Genomic DNA, 17,461 nt, shown 5'->3' with positions numbered 1-17,461 from the left:
CCGCGTGATCTTGGTACAGTCGCCACAATCGTGAAAGAAGGAATGCAAACGATGCGCACAGTGAATCGATTGGCCCTGTTGTTGTGCGGCCTGCTGGCGGGGCCGGTGCTGGCACAAACCACGGTGCTCACCGCACGGCGCATCCACACCATGGATACCACGCAGCCACAGGTGCAGGCGATGGCATTCGACGCCGCCGGCAAAATTCTTGCGGTGGGCCAAGCGCAGGCATTGCTGGCGCGCTATCCCGGGGCCAAGCATCTTGATGTGGGCACCGCCACGGTGGTGCCGGGTTTGATCGATGCGCATGGGCATGTGGAAGGGTTGGGGCTGACCTTTCTCACCGTTGATCTGGTGGGCAGCGCGAACAAGCAGGAGATTGTTGCGCGGCTGCGCGCATTCGAAAAAACCCTTCCGGCGGGGGCCTGGCTGATCGGGCGCGGTTGGGATCAGAACGATTGGCCGGACAAGGCCTTTCCTGCCGCGGCGGACCTGGATGCCGCATTTCCGGAGCGCCCGGTATGGCTGTACCGCATCGATGGCCACGCTGGCTGGGCCAATACCGCTGCCATGCGCGCAATCCAGCGTGATCTGGCTGGCAACTGGCAGCCGGACGGCGGCATTATCCGGCGTGACGCTGCGGGCCGGCCCAGCGGGGTACTCATCGACAATGCGATGGATTTGATGGAGGCAGTACGCCCGCCCATGGATGAGGCCACCGCCGAGCGGGCGCTGGTGCTGGGCATGCAAGCTGCGGTCGAGCATGGGCTGACCGGCGTTCACGATGCTGGTATTCCGCTGGAGGAACTGCGCCGCTATCAACGGCTGGCCGACCAGGGTCAAGTCCCGCTGCGCATCTACGCGATGGCCGATGGCAACAAGGCGGCTCTGCAGTTCTTGTGCCGCAATGGACTGTATCGGCATCCATCCGGGCGCCTGCAAATGCGTGCCGTGAAACTGTATGCCGACGGCGCATTGGGCAGCCGTGGCGCCGCGATGCTGGAGGACTACAGCGACGACCACGGCAACCGCGGCCTGATGGTGATGTCCGCGGAAGAACTGGCGGTGGCCGCCGACAAGGCCCACCGCTGCGGCGTGCAGGTGGCCACCCATGCGATCGGTGACCGTGGCAATCGAATGGCCTTGGATGCCTATGCCAAGGTGCTGGGCAGGGATGTGGACAGCGATCACCGCTGGCGCATCGAGCACGCGCAAATTCTGTCACCTGACGATGTGCCGCGGTTGGCCAAGCTGCATGTGATTGCCTCGATGCAGCCCACCCACGCCACCAGCGACATGCCGTGGGCGCAAGATCGCGTTGGCCCGCAGCGAATCGTGGGCGCGTATGCCTGGCGGCAAGTGCGTGATGCCGGCACGCATTTGGCATTGGGCTCGGATTTCCCGATTGAATCGGTGGATCCGCGGTTGGGCTTGTATGCGGCGGTCACCCGCAGCGATGCGCAAGGGCTGCCTGCAGGCGGCTGGTATCCCGATGAAAAGCTGACCGCGTTCGAGGCGCTGCGCGGTTTTACGTTGGAAGCGGCGTACGCTGGATTTGGCGAACACGAAGTGGGCAGTCTGGAAGCCGGCAAGCGTGCCGACTTCGTGGTGCTGGCCGAAGACCCGTTGACGGTGCCCGATGCCGCGCTGCGCAGCTTGACCATCCAGGCAACCTATGTGGATGGCAAGCCGGTGTTCGAGGCCAGCCGGTAGCTGCTGCCGGCCACTGGCCGCAAACGAGGGTCGCAGCGGGCGGGGGCGTTACCGCAGCAGTACCCGTCCACGCAGCGAATTGGGCATCGCTTGGGTGATCTCCACATCCACGAATTGCCCGATCAGTCGCTTGGGTGCAGCAAAATTCACCGGGCGCATGTTCTCGGTTTTACCGGTCAATTCATTCGGGTCTTTGCGCGACGGGCCTTCCACCAACACCGTCTGCACGCTGCCGACCATCGCTTGCGAAATGGTGGCGGCATGCGCGCTGATGTGCTTTTGCAGACGGTCCAGGCGTGCGTGTTTTTGTTCGCTGCTGGTGGTGTCTTCCAGGTCGGAGGCCGGGGTGCCGGGACGGCGTGAGTAAATGAAGGAAAAACTCTGGTCGAAGCCCACGTCCTCGATCAACTTCATGGTTTTTTCGAAATCGGCCTCGGTCTCGCCCGGAAACCCGACAATGAAGTCGGACGACACCGAAATATCGGGCCGCACCGCACGCAATTTGCGGATTTTCTGCTTGAACTCCAGCGCCGTGTAGCCGCGTTTCATCGCCGACAAAATGCGGTCGCTGCCGGCCTGTACCGGCAGGTGCAGATAGTTGGCCAGCTTGGGCACGTCGCGGTAGGCCTCGATCAGCGAATCGGAGAACTCCAACGGGTGCGAGGTGGTGAAACGGATGCGGCCAATGCCCTCGATTTCGGCAATGGCGCGGATCAGCAAGCCCAGATCGGCGGTTTGCCCCGTATCGCCCAGTGGGCCACGGTAGGCGTTGACGTTCTGGCCCAGCAAGTTGACTTCGCGCACGCCCTGCGCGGCCAGCTCGGCCACTTCGGTCAGCACGCTCTCGAACGGGCGGCTGATTTCCTCGCCACGGGTGTAGGGCACCACGCAGTACGAGCAATATTTCGAGCAGCCTTCCATGATCGAAACAAAGGCGGTGGGGCCATCGGCGCGGGGCTCCGGCAGGCGGTCGAACTTCTCGATCTCCGGAAAACTGATGTCCACCTGCGGCTGGCCGCTGGTTTGCCGCTGCGCAATCATTTCCGGCAAGCGGTGCAGGGTTTGCGGGCCAAACACCAAATCCACGTACGGCGCACGGTCCAGAATTGCGGCACCTTCCTGCGAAGCCACGCAGCCGGCCACGCCAATGATCACCGGGCGTTCGCCTTGCTTGAAGCTTTTCCAGCGGCCCAACTGGCTGAATACCTTTTCCTGCGCTTTTTCGCGGATCGAGCAGGTATTGATCAGGATGACGTCGGCTTCGTCCGCGTTCTCTGTCATTTCCATCCCTTCCTGCACCGTCAGCAGATCGGCCATCCGCGCCGAGTCGTACTCGTTCATCTGGCAGCCGTGGGTCTGGATGTGGAATTTCTTGGCGCCCGGGCGTGCAGGGCGGGCAACGGGCAGTGCGGGCAGGGGGTGCAGATCGGTCATGATGAACTCCGGGGCGCGGTGGTGAGTCCGGGCCGGGTGGAAAACCGCCATTCTAACGGCAGGCGCGCGCCCGGATTGGCAAGGCGCTGAAAAATCAAGGGCTTGCCAATGTGGCGAGATAGCGCAAAACTGCCGGCCATGAAGGGGAAGGCTGTCATTGTGTTGTCGCTTTGCCTGTTGGCCGGCCCTGCGCTGGCCGGCAGGGTGTACCGCTGCAACTTGGATGACGGCACTACCAGTTATGTGAGCAAACGCGTGCCCGGTGCCCGCTGCAGCTTGATTGGCAACTTCCCGAATCGAACGTCGGTGGTACGCAAGCCCAAATCCAAGCCGCAACCTGTGGTGAGTACCGCAGCGCCGCATGCAGCGGCACCTGTCACACCCGCGGGCGTGCCGCCAGCTCTGGCATTCCCGGCGGATCGCAAACCTGTAGCCGCCTTGCCGGTATTGACCGCGCCAATGGCCACCGTAGCTGCAGCGCCGGCTCCCGCCCCTGCCGCACCCCGGCTGATTCGTGGCCAGGTGTATGCCTATGTCGGCAAGGACGGCGTGCGCAATTACAGCAGTGTGCGCCCTGCCGGCCTGGCTGCAGCCTCGGTGCGCACCATCCAGTACAGCTACATGGAAACCTGTTATGCCTGCGGTGTGTTGCCGGGCCTGAATTTCCGCAGCCTGCGCCTGAATACCACGGCCTATCAGGATGAAATTCGGGCGGCGGCGCGCGAACACGGGGTGGACGAGGCCATCGTGCGCGCGATTATTCACGCGGAATCCGCGTTCAATCCAAATGCCTTGTCGCGCGTGGGCGCGCAGGGGTTGATGCAGCTGATGCCAGGCACCGCGCGCCGGTTTGGGGTGCTGGATGCGTTCAACGCCGGCCAGAACATTCAGGGTGGTGTGCAGTACTTGGCGTGGCTGCTCAAGCGTTTCAATGGCAATCTGACCCTGGCTGCCGCCGGCTACAACGCCGGCGAAGGGGCGGTGGACAAGTACGGGGGCGTGCCGCCGTACAGCGAGACCCAGCGGTATGTGCAGCGGGTTGCGGTATTGGCGGAACGGTATCGGAGCGGATTGAACCCGGTGGCCTCGCCAAGTCAAGGCGGATTGTCTGCGCGTTAAGGCTTCCGTTACACTTCCCTGTCTTTTGCGGTCGATCGGCACCCAGCCGGCAGCTGCAATGTGTGTCCAGATTTCTAACGGAGTGCGGGATGGCCAACGAAGAGGTCAATGTCGGCAGACGCCGATTCCTCACCGCGACGACTGCGGTGGTGGGTGCGGTGGGTGCCGGATTTGCGGCAGTGCCGTTCATCAAGTCGTGGAGCCCGAGTGCGCGTGCGCGCTTCGCGGGCGCACCTGTCACCCAGGACATCAGTGCGTTGGTCGAAGGCCAGCAGATGGTGATCAACTGGCGTGGTCAGCCGATCTACATCGCCAAGCGCAGCAAAGCGATGCTGGAGGTGATGAAGTCGCTGGATCCCACCTTGGCCGATCCCAATTCGACCAATGCCGACCAGCAACCCAAGTACGCACAAAACCCCACGCGTTCGATCAAGCCGGAAATTTCGGTGTTGGTGGGCGTGTGCACCCATTTGGGCTGCGCGCCGGAGTTCTTGCCGGAAGTGAAGCCCGAGCCGTTCGATCCGAATTGGAAGGGCGGCTATTTCTGCCCCTGCCACAAGTCGCGCTATGACCTTGCCGGGCGCGTGTTGAAGGCACAGCCGGCACCTGCCAACCTGCCGGTGCCGCCGTACCACTTCGAAAACGACAACACCTTGGTCATTGGTGTCGATCCGAAGGGAGCCGCGTAAGCCATGACGAACAAGATCGTGCAAACCGCCTGCAACGCCGCCAACGGCGTGATGGATTGGGTCAATGAGCGTGCGCCCGGCATGATGCCGGTGTATCGCAAGCACATGAGCGAGTATTACGCGCCGAAGAACTTCAATATCTGGTACATCTTCGGTGTGTTGTCGATGGTGGTGTTGGTCAACCAGATCGTCACCGGTATTTTCCTGACCATGCACTTCAAGCCCAGCGCGGCCGAAGCGTTTGGTTCGGTCGAGTACATCATGCGTGATGTCGATTGGGGCTGGCTGATTCGCTACATGCACAGCACCGGTGCATCGCTGTTCTTCATCGTCATCTACCTGCACATGTTCCGCGGGCTGATGTACGGCAGCTACAAGAAACCACGTGAACTGGTGTGGTTGCTGGGCATGGTGATCTATCTGGTGCTGATGGCAGAAGCCTTCATGGGCTATGTGTTGCCGTGGGGCCAGATGTCGTACTGGGGTGCCAAGGTGATCATCTCGCTATTCGGCGCGATCCCGGTCATCGGCGGCGGCCTGACCGAGTGGATCATGGGTGACTTCAATCCGGGCGATGCCACCTTGAACCGCTTCTTCGCGCTGCACGTGATTGCGATGCCGCTGGTGCTGCTGTTGCTGGTGGTGCTGCACATCTTCGCGCTGCATGAAGTGGGCTCCAACAACCCCGATGGCGTGGAAATCAAGAAGGGTCCGAAGGGCAACCGCTGGTCGCCTACCGCACCGGCAGACGGCATTCCGTTCCACCCGTATTTCACGGTCAAGGACACCTTCTATGTCGGTTGCTTCCTGATCATCGCGGCTTTCATCATCTTCTTTGCGCCCACTTTCGGTGGCTGGTTCCTCGAGCACGACAACTTCACCGAGGCCAACCCGCTGGTGACGCCGGCACACATCAAGCCGGTGTGGTACTTCACTCCGTACTACGCCATGTTGCGCGTGATTCCCTCGTTCTTCGGGATCAAGCTATGGGGCGTGTTGGTGATGTTTGGTGCCATCGTCATGCTGTTCCTGGTGCCGTGGCTGGACAAGTCTGCGGTCAAGTCCTATCGCTACCGTGGCCCACTGAGCTGGGTGATGCTGCTGATGTTCGCGTTCTGCTTCCTGTGGCTGGCCAAGATCGGTGCCGGCCCGGGTACGGATCCGGTTGAAGCCATCATTGGCCGCGTGTTGACCTTCCTTTATTTCGCTTTCTTCATCACCATGCCGGTCTGGTCCAAGCTGGACAAGACCAAGCCGGTGCCGGATCGGGTGACGATGCATGACTAAGAATTTCCTGTCCCGTGCGGCGGTGTTTGCTGCTGGCCTGTTGCTGTCCGTCACTGCCTTCGCCAATGAAGGCGGCAACCTGCAGCAGTCGGGTACCGACCTGACCGACAAAGCCTCGTTGCAACGTGGCTCCGCCGCTTTCATGAACTACTGCAGCGGTTGCCACTCGCTGAAATACATGCGTTATGCGCGTATTGGCGAAGATCTTGGCTTGACCGAAGACCAGGTGATGCAGAACCTGAATTTCAGTGGCGGCAAAATCGGTGACCACGTGATGGCGGCGATGCCGGCAGAGCTGGCCAAGTCGGCATTCGGCAAAGCACCACCGGATCTGTCGGTGATTGCCCGGGTGCGCGGTAGCGACTGGATCTACACCTACCTGAAATCGTTCTATCTGGACGAAAGCCGCCCGGTAGGCTGGAACAACACCCTGTTCCCGAACGCATCGATGCCCAACCCGTTATGGGAATTGCAGGGCGTGCAACAGCCGGTGTATGGCAAGAAGACCGCCACTGGCGACTTGCCGGTGGAAGGTTTCACCATCAGCCAGCCTGGCCGCCAGAATGCCCAGCAATTTGACCAGACCGTGCGTGACATCACCGCGTTCCTGGAGTACGTGGGTGAGCCAGCGGCGTTGAAGCGCCAGAATGTGGGGGTGTGGGCGATCTTGTTCTTGGTGTTCTTTGCCTTCATGGCATGGTTGTTGAAGCATGAATATTGGCGGGACGTTCACTGACGCGGCAACTACGGCACGGATGCCCGTCGCAGTGGAACGACGCTTGACTGCCGCCCGTATCGTGCGGGCGGCGCAGGTGCGTCCGGTAGTACTATCGGACGTGGGGAGTGGTTCTGATGATGGCTGTGAGTCCGCGCATGCGTAATGCCCTGACCCTGTTTTCTTCGGTGGATGATGTCCTTTGCCACCGCGTACGCTTGGTGCTGGCCGCCAAGGGTGTGACCTATGATCTGATCCCGGTCGATCCACAAAGCCCGCCCGAAGATCTGATCGATCTCAACCCGTACCACTCGGTGCCGACCTTGGTCGAGCGCGATCTGGTGCTGTATGCCGCCAGCGTGGTCAGCGAATACCTGGATGAGCGTTACCCGCATCCACCGCTAATGCCGGTAGAACCGCTGGCACGTGCGCGTTTGCGGTTAGCCATGCTGCGCATCGAGCACGATTGGGTGCCGCAGGTGCAGGCAATCCAGCTGGGCAACAAGCAACAGGCCGATGCAGGGCGCAAGCGTTTGAAGGAGCTGCTGGCGCAGTCATTGCCACTGTTCAAGGCCTACAAGTTCTTCCTCAATCCGGAAATGAGCTTGGCCGATTGTGCAATGGCCCCGATCATCTGGCGGCTGGAGGCCTTGGGTGTGCCGTTGCCCAAAGATGGCAAGGTCATCGAGGATTACGGCAATCGCATCTTCCGCAACCCCGGCTTTGTGCGCAGCTTGACTGAACAGGAAAAGAAGCTGCGCGAAGTGCCCTTGTAAGTTTGCGCTCCAATGTCCGAACTGCACCTGCCCGTCATGACCAGCCAACGCCCGTACCTCTTGCGGGCCATTTATGAATGGATTGCCGATAACGGCATGACTCCGCATGTGTTGGTCAATGCGCGCAGTGCTGGTGTGCGTGTGCCACCACATACGATCAAAGATGGCCAGGTGGTGCTCAATATTGCCGACCGCGCAGTGTCACGGCTGGAAATGGGGGATGACGCGATCCGGTTTTCCGCACGCTTCGGCGGGGTGAGCCAATCCGTAGTGGTTCCCCTGACCGCGATCATCGCCATCTATGCACGTGAAACAGGGCAAGGCATGGGCATGCCGGAAGAGCCGCATCTCGATACTGCACAGAACCCCGGCAGCAGCGAAGAAACGCCGCAACAGACATCAGCCGAGCAGGTGGACGATCCTCCGCACCCACAGCCCCCCAAACGCGGCAACCACCTGCGTATCATCAAGTAAGGGCACGCCATGCGTGCGATGGATGTTTGTGGGGGCGTGCCCTGCACGCGACAGGCTTGGACGGGCCAACAGTCGCTCCTTTGGGGAGAGGCTGCTATCCCCCGTTCGGGATGCTGCGCACCACCGCCTGTGCCGCACGGCTGGGCCCACTGAATCCCACCAGCTTGTCGCCCAACAGCACGATCCGGCCAATATGCCGGTTTTCGCCATCTTCCGAATACTCGAAACGAAAGCTGCGCTCCAGCCCCAACCAGCCGTTGTCCTTGCGGCGTAAGCGCATGCCGATGGCGTGCACGGATTGATCCAGCCACTGTACCCCGGCGGCCTGGCAGGCGTCGTGGCCCACTTCGGTGGCACGTTCGGCAGCGGCGCGGGCGGCGGTGAAGAAGAAAAAACCGGCACCGCCAACAATCAGCAGGATGAGCAGGGTAGGCATCGGGTCAAGATGAGGGCGGTGGCCCCAGTTTCAATGAAAAGTCGATGGCGTGCAGATGCTTGGTCAATGCACCAATCGAAATGCAATCGACCCCGTCGTCGGCAATGCTGCGCAAGGTGGTGACATCCACCCCGCCGGAGACTTCCAGCGGGATATTGCCGAAATACGGTGCAGCTTTGGCAATGCGTACCGCTTCGCGGCGGGTGTCGGCATCGAAATCGTCAATCAGGATCCGCGTGCAGCCGGTTTCCAGAGCTTGCCGCAGCTCGCCCAGGGTTTCCACTTCCACAATCAGCGGCAGCGCCGGGTGCAAGCTGCGCGCACGCTGGATGGCGGCAGTCACCGATCCGAACGCGCGGATATGGTTTTCTTTCAGCATCAGCGCATCAAACAGCGCCAGCCGGTGATTGACGCCGCCGCCAATGGCCACCGCGTATTTTTGTGCCACGCGCAGCCCCGGCAGGGTCTTGCGGGTGTCCAGAATCCGGGTGCCGGTACCGCGCACGGCATCCACATACTGCGCAGTGACAGTGGCAGTGCCCGACAGGGTTTGCAGGAAGTTGAGCGAGGTGCGCTCGGCGCTGACCAGGGCGCGGCTGCGGCCGTGCAGCGTGGCGATGAGCGTGCCTTTGGCCAGCCGTGCGCCTTCGTCGCAGTGCCAATCAATGCGCACAGCGGGGTCGAGGGCGCGATGGGTGGCGTCAAACCACGGCCGCCCCGCCAGCACGCACGCTTCCTTGCACAGCAAATACGCCTGCTCAGGGCCATCGTCCAATAACGATGCGGTGGCATCGCCTGGGCCGATGTCCTCGGCCAGTGCCGCCGTGACATTGGCGGCAATGGCGTCTGCCAGCATCGCCGCATCCACACTCATGCGCCCGGAAAGCCTTCGGCTTGCGCGGTGGCCAAGCTGTCTTCGGCCAGTAACACGGGGATGCCATCGTCGATGCGGTACACCGTCTTGCGGTCGCGGGTGATCAACGCCTCGCGCAGGGCATCCGTTTGCGTGCCGCCATCACCACGCTTGAGTGTGCCCGCGGCAATCGCACGGTTCAGGCTGTCCAGCCCGGCGCTGTCCAGCAGTGCCAGCGACTGGCGGGTGGTAGGGCAGACAAGAATATCGAGCAACTTGCGATCCATCGGGCAGGCAACAAGGAACGGGGGCCGTTAGAATACTTCTTTAGCGACTGGGGATTGTGATGTCAGGTACCGATTCCGCCGCACCATTGGTCGGCATCGTCATGGGTTCGCGCTCCGATTGGGAGACGATGCAGCACGCTGCCCAGAAATTGGAGGCGCTTGGCGTGCCATTTGAAGTGCGCGTGGTGTCGGCACATCGCACCCCGGATGTGCTGTTTTCGTATGCCGAAGCTGCTGCAGAGCGCGGCCTGCGCGCCATCATCGCCGGGGCCGGCGGGGCCGCGCATCTGCCAGGCATGCTGGCATCGAAAACCGCGCTGCCCGTGCTCGGTGTGCCGGTGCAAAGTAAAGCGCTGAACGGGATGGATTCGTTGCTGTCCATCGTGCAGATGCCGGCGGGTATCCCCGTGGCGACATTTGCCATTGGCAATGCCGGTGCCGCCAATGCCGCACTGTTTGCCGCCGCCATGTTGGCCCACGAAGTGCCTGCGGTTGGCGCGGCACTGGTGGCATTTCGCACCAAGCAAACCAGCGATGTCATCGCCCACGACGACCCCCGCACATGAGCACGGTAGGCATTTTGGGCGGCGGCCAATTGGCACGCATGATGGCGCTGGCCGGCGCGCCATTGGGTTTGCGCTTTTTGGTGCTCGATACTGTGGCCGATGCCTGCGCCGGGCAATTTGCACCGATGGTAGTGGGCGATTACACCGACCAATCCGCACTGGCACAGTTTGCGTCGCAGGTGGATGTGGCCACCTTCGACTTCGAAAACGTGCCGGCGCAGTCGGCGCAGTGGTTGACCGATCGCGTGTCGGTATTCCCGGGCCCGCCTGCGTTGGCGACCGCACAGGATCGCTTGGCCGAAAAAACGTTGTTCCGCGAATTGGGTATCCCGGTACCGTCGTTTGCCGCCATCGGCACGCAAGCACAGTTGCATGCAGCCGTTGTCGAGATTGGCATGCCCTGCATTCTCAAAACGCGCCGCCTCGGCTACGACGGCAAGGGCCAGTTCCGCATCAAAACCCCTGCCGATGTGGATGCAGCTTGGGCGACGCTAGGTGCGCAAGCGGATACCGTAGGCTTGATTTTGGAAGGCTTTGTCCATTTCCAGCGCGAACTGTCCGTGGTTGCCGTGCGCGGCCGCGATGGCGAATTCCGCGCATGGCCATTGACTGAAAACTGGCATGTCGATGGTGTGCTGTCGGCCAGCCTGGCGCCGGCGCAGGTGGAAGATGCCTTGCGCGATACCGCGCTGGGGTATGCGCAGGCATTGGCGGAAGCACTCGATTACGTGGGTGTATTCGCGTTGGAGTTATTCTGTCGCGATGGTGAATTATTGGCCAACGAAATGGCCCCACGCGTGCACAATTCCGGCCATTGGACGATTGAGGGCAGCGAGACCAGCCAGTTCCAGAATCATCTGCGCGCCGTGCTGGGCCTGCCGCTGGGCAGCACCCGCATGATCGGGACGGCGTGCATGCTCAACTGGCTGGGGCAGATGCCGGACGCAGGCGCAGTCTTGGCCGAAGCTGGCGGCCATTGGCACGACTACGGCAAACAGCCGCGCGCGGGTCGCAAGGTTGGGCACGCAACACTGCGTGCGGACTCCCGCAAGGAATTGGCCGACGCTTTGCAGCGTGTGGGCGAGGCGCTGGGCCTGCAGGGGCAAGTGGCGCCGGTGGTGCGGGCCTTGGAGAGCGCTGGCTGATCGCGCGCTGGTGCCCCGTCAGGTGATTCGCATAGCGGCATTTCGAGCCGCGAAGCGAACACCGGACGGTAGGTGCCATGGCTCAGGAGGCATCGCAAGGAAGTGGCATCGAAAAAAAAACGGCCGGATCACTCCGGCCGTTTTCGTATTGCACCTGTGTGCGAATTACTTCATCTGTGCTGCCACGAAATCCCAGTTCACCAAGCTCCAGAATGCTTCCACATACTTCGGGCGGGCATTGCGGTAGTCGATGTAGTAGGCGTGCTCCCACACATCGCAGGTCAGCAGCGGAGTGTCTTCGCCGGTCAACGGGGTGGCGGCATTGGGCGTGCTGACCAAGGCCAGGCTGCCATCGGTGCGCTGCACCAGCCAGGCCCAGCCCGAACCAAAGGTGGTGACGGCGGTTTTGGTGAATGCTTCCTTGAATGCGTCGAAGCTGCCAAATGCGGCATTGATGGCCTCGCCCAACTTGCCGCTGGGCGCGCCGCCGCCATTGGGCTTCAGGCAATTCCAATAAAAGCTGTGGTTCCACACCTGGGCGGCGTTGTTGAACATGCCACCTTGCGACTTCCGGATGATCTCTTCTAGCGAGGCGTGTTCAAACTCGGTGCCGGCAATCATGCCGTTGAGATTGGTGACATAGGCCTGATGATGCTTGCCGTAGTGGAAGTCGATGGTTTCGGCCGAGATATGCGGTTCAAGCGCGGTGCGGTCGTAGGGAAGGGCGGGCAGTTCGATAGCCACGATGGACTCCTGTCGGTGTGAAACGCGAATGCGGCCTGGGCGGCGCGCGACGAATTACAATAAGCAATTGTATCTGCCCGGCGCGTTGTTGCACCGTGAAGCGCGCAGGCCACACTGTTGCAGGAGTTTGTTGAATGTCATCCGTGGAAGAGCGCATCCGTGCCGAGATCGAAGGGCATCCTATCGTGTTGTTCATGAAGGGCACCGTGCAGTACCCGATGTGCGGCTTCTCCAGCCGCGCCGTGCAGGCGCTGCAGGCGGCGGGTGCCGATCATTTGCACACCGTGAACGTGCTGGACGAGCCGGAAATTCGCGCCAATTTGCCGCGTTATTCCGATTGGCCCACCTTCCCGCAATTGTTCATTCACGGCGAGCTGATTGGCGGCTGCGACATCACCGTGGAGTTGGCCGAATCCGGCGAGCTGGCGCGGCTGGTGGCTGACGCGCAGAAGGCATGAGCATGCAGCCGGTGTTGCAAGATCGAACCGTGCTGATCACGGGTGCTGCCGGTGGCTTGGGTTCGGCGGCGGCGGTGGCCTGTGCGCAGGCCGGCGCAACCGTCATCCTGCTGGGGCGCAAAGTGGCAGCGCTCAACCGCGTGTATGACGCGGTCAAGGCGGAGGGGCCAGAGCCGATCTTGTATCCCCTGGATTTGGAGGGCGCAGCACCGGACGATTACGACCAGCTGGCGCAGGCCATCGACGGCGAATTCGGCAAACTCGATGGCCTGTTGCACTGCGCAGCAGAATTCAAAGGACTGACCCCGCTGGCGCATACCGATCCGGCAGATTTTGCGCGTGCGGTGCATGTCGATTTGACCGCACGTTGGTGGTTGACCCAAGCCTGCTTGCCATTATTGGCAAAGTCTGACGCCGCTGCCGTGGTGTGTGTGCTGGATGATCCCGCACGCAGCAGTGGCGCGTTCTGGGGTGGCTATGGCATCGCCCAGGCCGGGCAGGCCGCGATGATTGCGATGTTGCAAGCCGAGCTGGGCGAACACGGCCCGCGCATCAGCGGTTATTGCCCCGGCCCGATGCGCACCCAGTTGCGTGGCAAGGCGTATCAGGCCAATAACGACTTGAACGCGCGCGCGGCCGCAGACTATGCCCAGGCCTGCGTGACGCTGCTGTCATCCGAAGCTGCGGGGTGGCGTGGCAAGATCCAGTACGCCGGACCTGAGTCAAGCGCATGACGATTACTGCAGCCGCCTTGTTGTTGTTCTTCATCCTCGACCCGCTGGGCAATATCCCGGTGTTCCTGAGTTTGCTGAAAGAACTGCCACCGCAGCGGCAGCGCAAGGTACTGGTGCGGGAATTGCTGATTGCGCTGGGCGTGCTGATGCTGTTCCTGTGGGGCGGTCAATACGCACTTGAATTGATGCATTTGAAGCAAGAGTCGGTATCGATTGCCGGCGGTATTGTGTTGTTCCTGATCGGCCTGCGCATGATCTTCCCCACCGCCGAAGGGGTGATGGGCGATGTCCCCGGTGGCGAGCCGTTTATCGTGCCACTGGCTATTCCGATGATCGCAGGTCCCTCGGGGATGGCCGCCGTGATGCTGCTGGGCAGTCAGCAGCCGGATCGCATGGGTGACTGGATGCTGGCGCTGACCCTGGCTTGGGGTGCCACAGCGGTGATCCTGTTCTGCGCCACATGGCTGAAAAAGTGGTTGGGCATGCGCGCCCTCACCGCGCTGGAACGGTTGATGGGGATGGTGATCGTGGCCATTTCCGTACAGATGTTGCTGGATGGCATCAGCAGCTATTTGCACCCAGTAACCTGAATGGCAACAAGGACTTGGCGCAGTGCGAAGGCGGTCACGGGATGGTCATCGCAGCGTCATCTGGCGCGGTTACCGTGTTAAACTTTGGTGATCCCGTTCGCTGGGGTATGGCAGCGGGAACCCCACATAAAGCGCCGACAACCGTTGCAGAGCGGGCTTGTTGGCTATCGCCATCGCAAGCCCGTCACTATATTCATTCATAAAGAGGTCATCTCATGAAGCATCCGAACCACGCGCGTCTGTCCAAACTGGCGCTGGGTCTGGTCGTTGCCCTTGCTGCAGCTCCCGTGTTCGCCCAGAGCACCTCCGCCGGTGTTGGTGGTCAAGTCACCGGGAACAATGGACAGCCAGTGGCTGGCGCCGAGGTCACCATCACCCATGTCGAATCGGGCACCGTCAGCCGCGTCACCACCGATGCCAGCGGCCGCTACAACGCCCGTGGTTTGCGCGTGGGTGGTCCGTACACCATCGTCATTACCAAGTCGGGTGATGGCAGCAAGACGCAGGACAATGTGTATCTGGGCCTGAATCAGGTCAACACTATCAATGCCGAACTGAATACCAATGTCACCAACTTGGATAGCGTGCAGGTAGTGGGTGTCTCGGGTGGATCTGAAATATTCAGCGCCACCAAGATGGGTTCGGGCACGAATATCGACCGCACCACCATCGAGGCGCTGCCCTCGATCGGTGGCAACATCCAGGACTTCATGCGCTTGGATCCTCGCGTGGCTTTCGTCAGCCGCGCCGAAGGCACGATTTCTGCGGGTGGTCAGAATCCGCGATACAACGCCATTTCGATTGACGGCGTATCGGCCAGTGATACGTTTGGCCTGGAAGGCAACAACATGCCGACGCGTCGCCAGCCGGTGTCGATGGAAGCCATCGAAGCGATCGACATCAAATTGTCTGGCTACGACGTCAGCTCGCCCTCGGCATCCGGCGCCACCGTCAACGCGGTGACCAAATCGGGCACCAATGATTTCCACGGCTCGTTGTATGGCACCTATCGTGACAATGGCTGGTTCGGCAAGAATCCGTTGGGCCAGAAGTTTGCGGGTTTCGACAGTGAAAGCACCTATGGCTTCACGCTGGGTGGCCCGATCGTGAAGGACAAGCTGTTCTTCTTTGCCAATTACGAAAAATTTGAACAGAAGGCCCCGGGTACGGATCTTTCCACCACCGCCCTCGGCAAGACTGGGCATGTCATTCAAGATGCCGATATCCAGCGCGCACAGAGTATTGCGCAGGGGTTTGGTATTAACGCCGGTGGCCTGAGCAGCAATGCGAATACCGACCTTGAAGAGTATGCGCTGAAGTTGGACTGGAACATCAATGACAACCACCGCGCCAGCCTGCGCTACAGCAAGTTGGAGCAGAACAAGTTGCGTGTACAGGGCATGAGCAGCAGCGGTGTCTCGCTGAGCTCGTACTGGTATACCCACCAGAAATCAGTGGAAAGCTGGGTCGGACAGGTGTTCAGTGATTGGACTGAAAATTTCAGTACTGAATTCAAGGTGTCCTACCGTGATTACTCGGCTTTGCGTGTTACCGACAGCACAGCTCCTAGCATCCGCATCTATTTTGGTGGCACCGAAGCCAACCCGAGTGGCGATTCGATCTATCTGGGTACCGAAGCCAATACCCAAGGCAACTCGCTGATTACCAAGACCTGGGATTATTACGGGTCGGGTGCGTTGACGATGGGTGATCACAACCTGAAGTTTGGCGTCAACTATAGCGACAATCAGGTTTACAACTATTTCGGCGCCAATTCCTGGGGCACTTATACCTTCTGGGGCCTGAACAATTTTGCTGCCGGCAAATACAGCAGCTACAACTACAGTGCAGAAACTGCGCCGGGTTCGATTGCCGTGAATTACCACAGCAAGAACCTTGGTTTGTTCGTGCAGGATACTTGGTATGTCAACAGCAACCTGACCCTGACTTTCGGCCTGCGTGGTGACAAACCAACCGCAACTCCCGCACCGGCTTACAATCAGGCGGCGTCGACCTACTTTGGCTACGACAACAGCAAGGTGTTCGGTGGCGGTTTCCTGATCCAGCCGCGCTTCGGCTTCAACTACACCTTCGACAGCGACCGCCAGATGCAGTTGCGCGGCGGCGTGGGTCTGTTCCAGGGCGATGCGCCGCAGGTGTGGATTGGCAATAGCTTCAACACCACCGGTTTCAACTACACCTCTTACAACTTCACCAGTTACAACGCCCTGTTCCCGTTCAACCCGGATGGCTTGCATCAAACGGTGCCGCCGGGTGGCGGCAGCGCAGGTGCACAGAACGTCAACTTTGTTGGCAATGATTTCAAATTGCCGTCCATCTGGAAGGCAAACCTGGCGTTCGATACCGAAACCGGTTGGATGGATACCGTGTTCTCGGCAGAGTTGATGGTCACCAAGGTCAACCACGGCTTGTTCTACAAGAGCTTGGGTATCGGCAAGATCAATACCCCGGGCGAAGATCCGGCCTATGCCTATCTGGGCCCGGATGGTCGTGAGCTGTATTGGAACCCCACCAAGACCGGCAAGGCGTGGGCATCTGGCGATGCACGCTATGGCCGCAATACTGCCTATAACAACGTATTCTTGATCGACAATACCGACAAGGGCGGCACGCAACAGTTGACGGTCAGCCTGAGCAAGCCGTGGAGCCGCAACAGCGATTGGTATTGGAATATCGGCTACACCTATACCCATGCGACTGAAGTTGGCCCGTTGACCAGCTCCACCGCCAGTTCGGGCTGGGGCTACCAGTACGGCTTCAATGCCAACGAAGATGTGGCCACTACCGCGCGCTACCAGATCAAGGACCGTTTCAGCGGCAGTTTGAACTGGAAGCACAAGTTCTTTGGCGATTACGAGACCCGTGCAGGTTTGGTCTACGAAGGTCGTAGCGGCCGTCCGTTCAGCTACGTCTATGTCAATGACGCCAACGGCGACACGCGTACCGCAAACGACCTGTTCTACGTACCGAAGGGCCAGGGGGATGTGCTGTTCGGAAACCTGACCAGTGCTGGTGTATTCACTGCCGATGCCGCGATGGAAACAGCGTTTTTTGATTGGCTCAGCAGCAACAAGGATCTGAACAAGATTCGCGGTTCCGTGGCGGGCAACAATGCCTTCCGTGCCGGTTGGGTCAATACGTTTGACCTGCGCCTATCGCAAGAATTGCCGGGCTTCTTCAAGGGCCACAAGTCGGAAGTCTGGGTGGACATCCAGAACGTTGGCAACCTGCTCAACAAGAAGTGGGGCAACATCATGGACTACGGTTTCTTCGCTGATGCCCGCGTAGCCACCCTGCAGGGTATTTACAACGGCAAGTACGTGTACAACTTCCGACATGCGGATACACCCACCGTTGCCAACGGTGATGCCGACGGCTTCGATCAGGGCATCTCGCAGTGGTCGGTGCAGGTGGGCTTCA

Annotated in this window: 18 protein-coding genes; 13 read left to right on the top strand and 5 right to left on the bottom strand. The window is 60.6% G+C overall.

Annotated elements, in window-relative coordinates:
- The first annotated feature begins 51 nt into the window (after positions 1-51).
- Positions 52-1,713, top strand: coding sequence for an amidohydrolase (locus QWB57_RS08455; RefSeq protein WP_288969134.1), 1,662 nt, complete (start codon positions 52-54; stop codon positions 1,711-1,713).
- 48 nt (positions 1,714-1,761) lie between these two features.
- On the opposite strand, the gene miaB is transcribed toward QWB57_RS08455, so the two are convergent.
- Positions 1,762-3,147, bottom strand: coding sequence for a tRNA (N6-isopentenyl adenosine(37)-C2)-methylthiotransferase MiaB (gene miaB, locus QWB57_RS08450; protein ID WP_288969132.1), 1,386 nt, complete (start codon positions 3,145-3,147; stop codon positions 1,762-1,764).
- 138 nt (positions 3,148-3,285) lie between these two features.
- Here miaB and QWB57_RS08445 point away from each other — a divergent pair, with 138 nt between their 5' ends.
- The 6 genes from QWB57_RS08445 to QWB57_RS08420 all read left to right on the top strand — a co-directional run bounded on the left by QWB57_RS08445 (position 3,286) and on the right by QWB57_RS08420 (position 8,207).
- A complete protein-coding gene (locus QWB57_RS08445) occupies positions 3,286-4,266 on the top strand; it encodes a lytic transglycosylase domain-containing protein (protein ID WP_288969130.1) in 981 nt (326 codons plus the stop codon).
- An 89-nt stretch (positions 4,267-4,355) separates the two neighbouring features.
- The gene (gene petA, locus QWB57_RS08440; protein ID WP_223627117.1) at positions 4,356-4,955 is read left to right on the top strand and encodes a ubiquinol-cytochrome c reductase iron-sulfur subunit; all 600 of its coding nucleotides are present in this window, start codon (positions 4,356-4,358) and stop codon (positions 4,953-4,955) included.
- A gap of 3 nt (positions 4,956-4,958) precedes the next feature.
- Positions 4,959-6,242, top strand: a complete 1,284-nt coding sequence (locus tag QWB57_RS08435) for a cytochrome bc complex cytochrome b subunit (protein WP_223627119.1) — start codon at positions 4,959-4,961, stop codon at positions 6,240-6,242.
- Positions 6,235-6,978: a cytochrome c1 gene (locus QWB57_RS08430; protein WP_223627121.1), complete on the top strand. Its 744-nt coding sequence runs from the start codon at positions 6,235-6,237 to the stop codon at positions 6,976-6,978. Before QWB57_RS08435 ends, QWB57_RS08430 begins: the two co-directional genes overlap by 8 nt.
- A gap of 119 nt (positions 6,979-7,097) precedes the next feature.
- The gene (locus tag QWB57_RS08425) at positions 7,098-7,733 is read left to right on the top strand and encodes a glutathione S-transferase N-terminal domain-containing protein (RefSeq protein WP_223627737.1); all 636 of its coding nucleotides are present in this window, start codon (positions 7,098-7,100) and stop codon (positions 7,731-7,733) included.
- A 12-nt stretch (positions 7,734-7,745) separates the two neighbouring features.
- A complete protein-coding gene (locus QWB57_RS08420) occupies positions 7,746-8,207 on the top strand; it encodes a ClpXP protease specificity-enhancing factor (protein WP_317851747.1) in 462 nt (153 codons plus the stop codon).
- Positions 8,208-8,301: 94 nt separating this feature from the next.
- On the opposite strand, the gene QWB57_RS08415 is transcribed toward QWB57_RS08420, so the two are convergent.
- Genes QWB57_RS08415 through QWB57_RS08405 form a run of 3 tightly spaced genes read right to left on the bottom strand, consistent with a single transcriptional unit; the run spans position 8,302 to position 9,783 of the window.
- A complete protein-coding gene (locus QWB57_RS08415) occupies positions 8,302-8,643 on the bottom strand; it encodes a DUF3301 domain-containing protein (protein WP_223627124.1) in 342 nt (113 codons plus the stop codon).
- 4 nt (positions 8,644-8,647) lie between these two features.
- Positions 8,648-9,517: a carboxylating nicotinate-nucleotide diphosphorylase gene (gene nadC / locus QWB57_RS08410; protein WP_288969129.1), complete on the bottom strand. Its 870-nt coding sequence runs from the start codon at positions 9,515-9,517 to the stop codon at positions 8,648-8,650.
- Positions 9,514-9,783 (bottom strand): Trm112 family protein, encoded by a 270-nt coding sequence (locus QWB57_RS08405; protein ID WP_288969127.1) that lies wholly within the window; start codon positions 9,781-9,783, stop codon positions 9,514-9,516. The genes nadC and QWB57_RS08405 overlap by 4 nt, the downstream gene beginning before the upstream one ends.
- A gap of 59 nt (positions 9,784-9,842) precedes the next feature.
- Between QWB57_RS08405 and purE the strand changes: the two genes are divergently transcribed.
- On the top strand, positions 9,843-10,349 hold the full coding sequence (gene purE, locus QWB57_RS08400) for a 5-(carboxyamino)imidazole ribonucleotide mutase (protein WP_288969125.1): 507 nt from the start codon (positions 9,843-9,845) through the stop codon (positions 10,347-10,349).
- The gene (locus QWB57_RS08395) at positions 10,346-11,494 is read left to right on the top strand and encodes a 5-(carboxyamino)imidazole ribonucleotide synthase (RefSeq protein ID WP_288969124.1); all 1,149 of its coding nucleotides are present in this window, start codon (positions 10,346-10,348) and stop codon (positions 11,492-11,494) included. Before purE ends, QWB57_RS08395 begins: the two co-directional genes overlap by 4 nt.
- 165 nt (positions 11,495-11,659) lie before the next feature.
- On the opposite strand, the gene QWB57_RS08390 is transcribed toward QWB57_RS08395, so the two are convergent.
- Positions 11,660-12,238 carry a Fe-Mn family superoxide dismutase gene (locus QWB57_RS08390; protein WP_223627136.1) on the bottom strand — a complete coding sequence of 193 codons (579 nt, stop codon included), beginning with the start codon at positions 12,236-12,238 and terminating at the stop codon, positions 11,660-11,662.
- Positions 12,239-12,372: 134 nt separating this feature from the next.
- Here QWB57_RS08390 and grxD point away from each other — a divergent pair, with 134 nt between their 5' ends.
- From grxD to QWB57_RS08370, 4 genes are all read left to right on the top strand, one after another.
- Positions 12,373-12,696: a Grx4 family monothiol glutaredoxin gene (gene grxD / locus QWB57_RS08385; RefSeq protein WP_223627138.1), complete on the top strand. Its 324-nt coding sequence runs from the start codon at positions 12,373-12,375 to the stop codon at positions 12,694-12,696.
- Positions 12,693-13,430 (top strand): SDR family NAD(P)-dependent oxidoreductase, encoded by a 738-nt coding sequence (locus tag QWB57_RS08380; protein ID WP_288969122.1) that lies wholly within the window; start codon positions 12,693-12,695, stop codon positions 13,428-13,430. Before grxD ends, QWB57_RS08380 begins: the two co-directional genes overlap by 4 nt.
- Entirely contained in the window at positions 13,427-14,020 is a 594-nt protein-coding gene (locus QWB57_RS08375; RefSeq protein ID WP_223627142.1) for a YhgN family NAAT transporter, read from the top strand. Before QWB57_RS08380 ends, QWB57_RS08375 begins: the two co-directional genes overlap by 4 nt.
- 215 nt (positions 14,021-14,235) lie before the next feature.
- Positions 14,236-17,461: carboxypeptidase regulatory-like domain-containing protein (locus QWB57_RS08370; protein WP_288969121.1), on the top strand; the 3,226-nt coding region annotated here is incomplete at its 3' end.

This window comes from uncultured Thermomonas sp. (assembly GCF_937872235.1).
GTDB classification, from domain to species: Bacteria; Pseudomonadota; Gammaproteobacteria; order Xanthomonadales; family Xanthomonadaceae; genus Thermomonas; species Thermomonas beijingensis.
The sequence above is the reverse complement of the archived record's forward strand: the minus strand, read 5'-3'. Positions and strand labels throughout refer to the sequence as shown.

Excerpts from the sequence above, each read along its gene's own strand:
- QWB57_RS08455 (WP_288969134.1), top strand. The coding sequence starts at position 52 with ATGCGCACAGTGAATCGATTGGCCCTGTTGTTGTGCGGCCTGCTGGCG.
- miaB (WP_288969132.1), bottom strand. The coding sequence starts at position 3,147 with ATGACCGATCTGCACCCCCTGCCCGCACTGCCCGTTGCCCGCCCTGCA.
- QWB57_RS08445 (WP_288969130.1), top strand. The coding sequence starts at position 3,286 with ATGAAGGGGAAGGCTGTCATTGTGTTGTCGCTTTGCCTGTTGGCCGGC.
- petA (WP_223627117.1), top strand. The coding sequence starts at position 4,356 with ATGGCCAACGAAGAGGTCAATGTCGGCAGACGCCGATTCCTCACCGCG.
- QWB57_RS08435 (WP_223627119.1), top strand. The coding sequence starts at position 4,959 with ATGACGAACAAGATCGTGCAAACCGCCTGCAACGCCGCCAACGGCGTG.
- QWB57_RS08430 (WP_223627121.1), top strand. The coding sequence starts at position 6,235 with ATGACTAAGAATTTCCTGTCCCGTGCGGCGGTGTTTGCTGCTGGCCTG.
- QWB57_RS08425 (WP_223627737.1), top strand. The coding sequence starts at position 7,098 with ATGGCTGTGAGTCCGCGCATGCGTAATGCCCTGACCCTGTTTTCTTCG.
- QWB57_RS08420 (WP_317851747.1), top strand. The coding sequence starts at position 7,746 with ATGTCCGAACTGCACCTGCCCGTCATGACCAGCCAACGCCCGTACCTC.
- QWB57_RS08415 (WP_223627124.1), bottom strand. The coding sequence starts at position 8,643 with ATGCCTACCCTGCTCATCCTGCTGATTGTTGGCGGTGCCGGTTTTTTC.
- nadC (WP_288969129.1), bottom strand. The coding sequence starts at position 9,517 with ATGAGTGTGGATGCGGCGATGCTGGCAGACGCCATTGCCGCCAATGTC.
- QWB57_RS08405 (WP_288969127.1), bottom strand. The coding sequence starts at position 9,783 with ATGGATCGCAAGTTGCTCGATATTCTTGTCTGCCCTACCACCCGCCAG.
- purE (WP_288969125.1), top strand. The coding sequence starts at position 9,843 with ATGTCAGGTACCGATTCCGCCGCACCATTGGTCGGCATCGTCATGGGT.
- QWB57_RS08395 (WP_288969124.1), top strand. The coding sequence starts at position 10,346 with ATGAGCACGGTAGGCATTTTGGGCGGCGGCCAATTGGCACGCATGATG.
- grxD (WP_223627138.1), top strand. The coding sequence starts at position 12,373 with ATGTCATCCGTGGAAGAGCGCATCCGTGCCGAGATCGAAGGGCATCCT.
- QWB57_RS08380 (WP_288969122.1), top strand. The coding sequence starts at position 12,693 with ATGAGCATGCAGCCGGTGTTGCAAGATCGAACCGTGCTGATCACGGGT.
- QWB57_RS08375 (WP_223627142.1), top strand. The coding sequence starts at position 13,427 with ATGACGATTACTGCAGCCGCCTTGTTGTTGTTCTTCATCCTCGACCCG.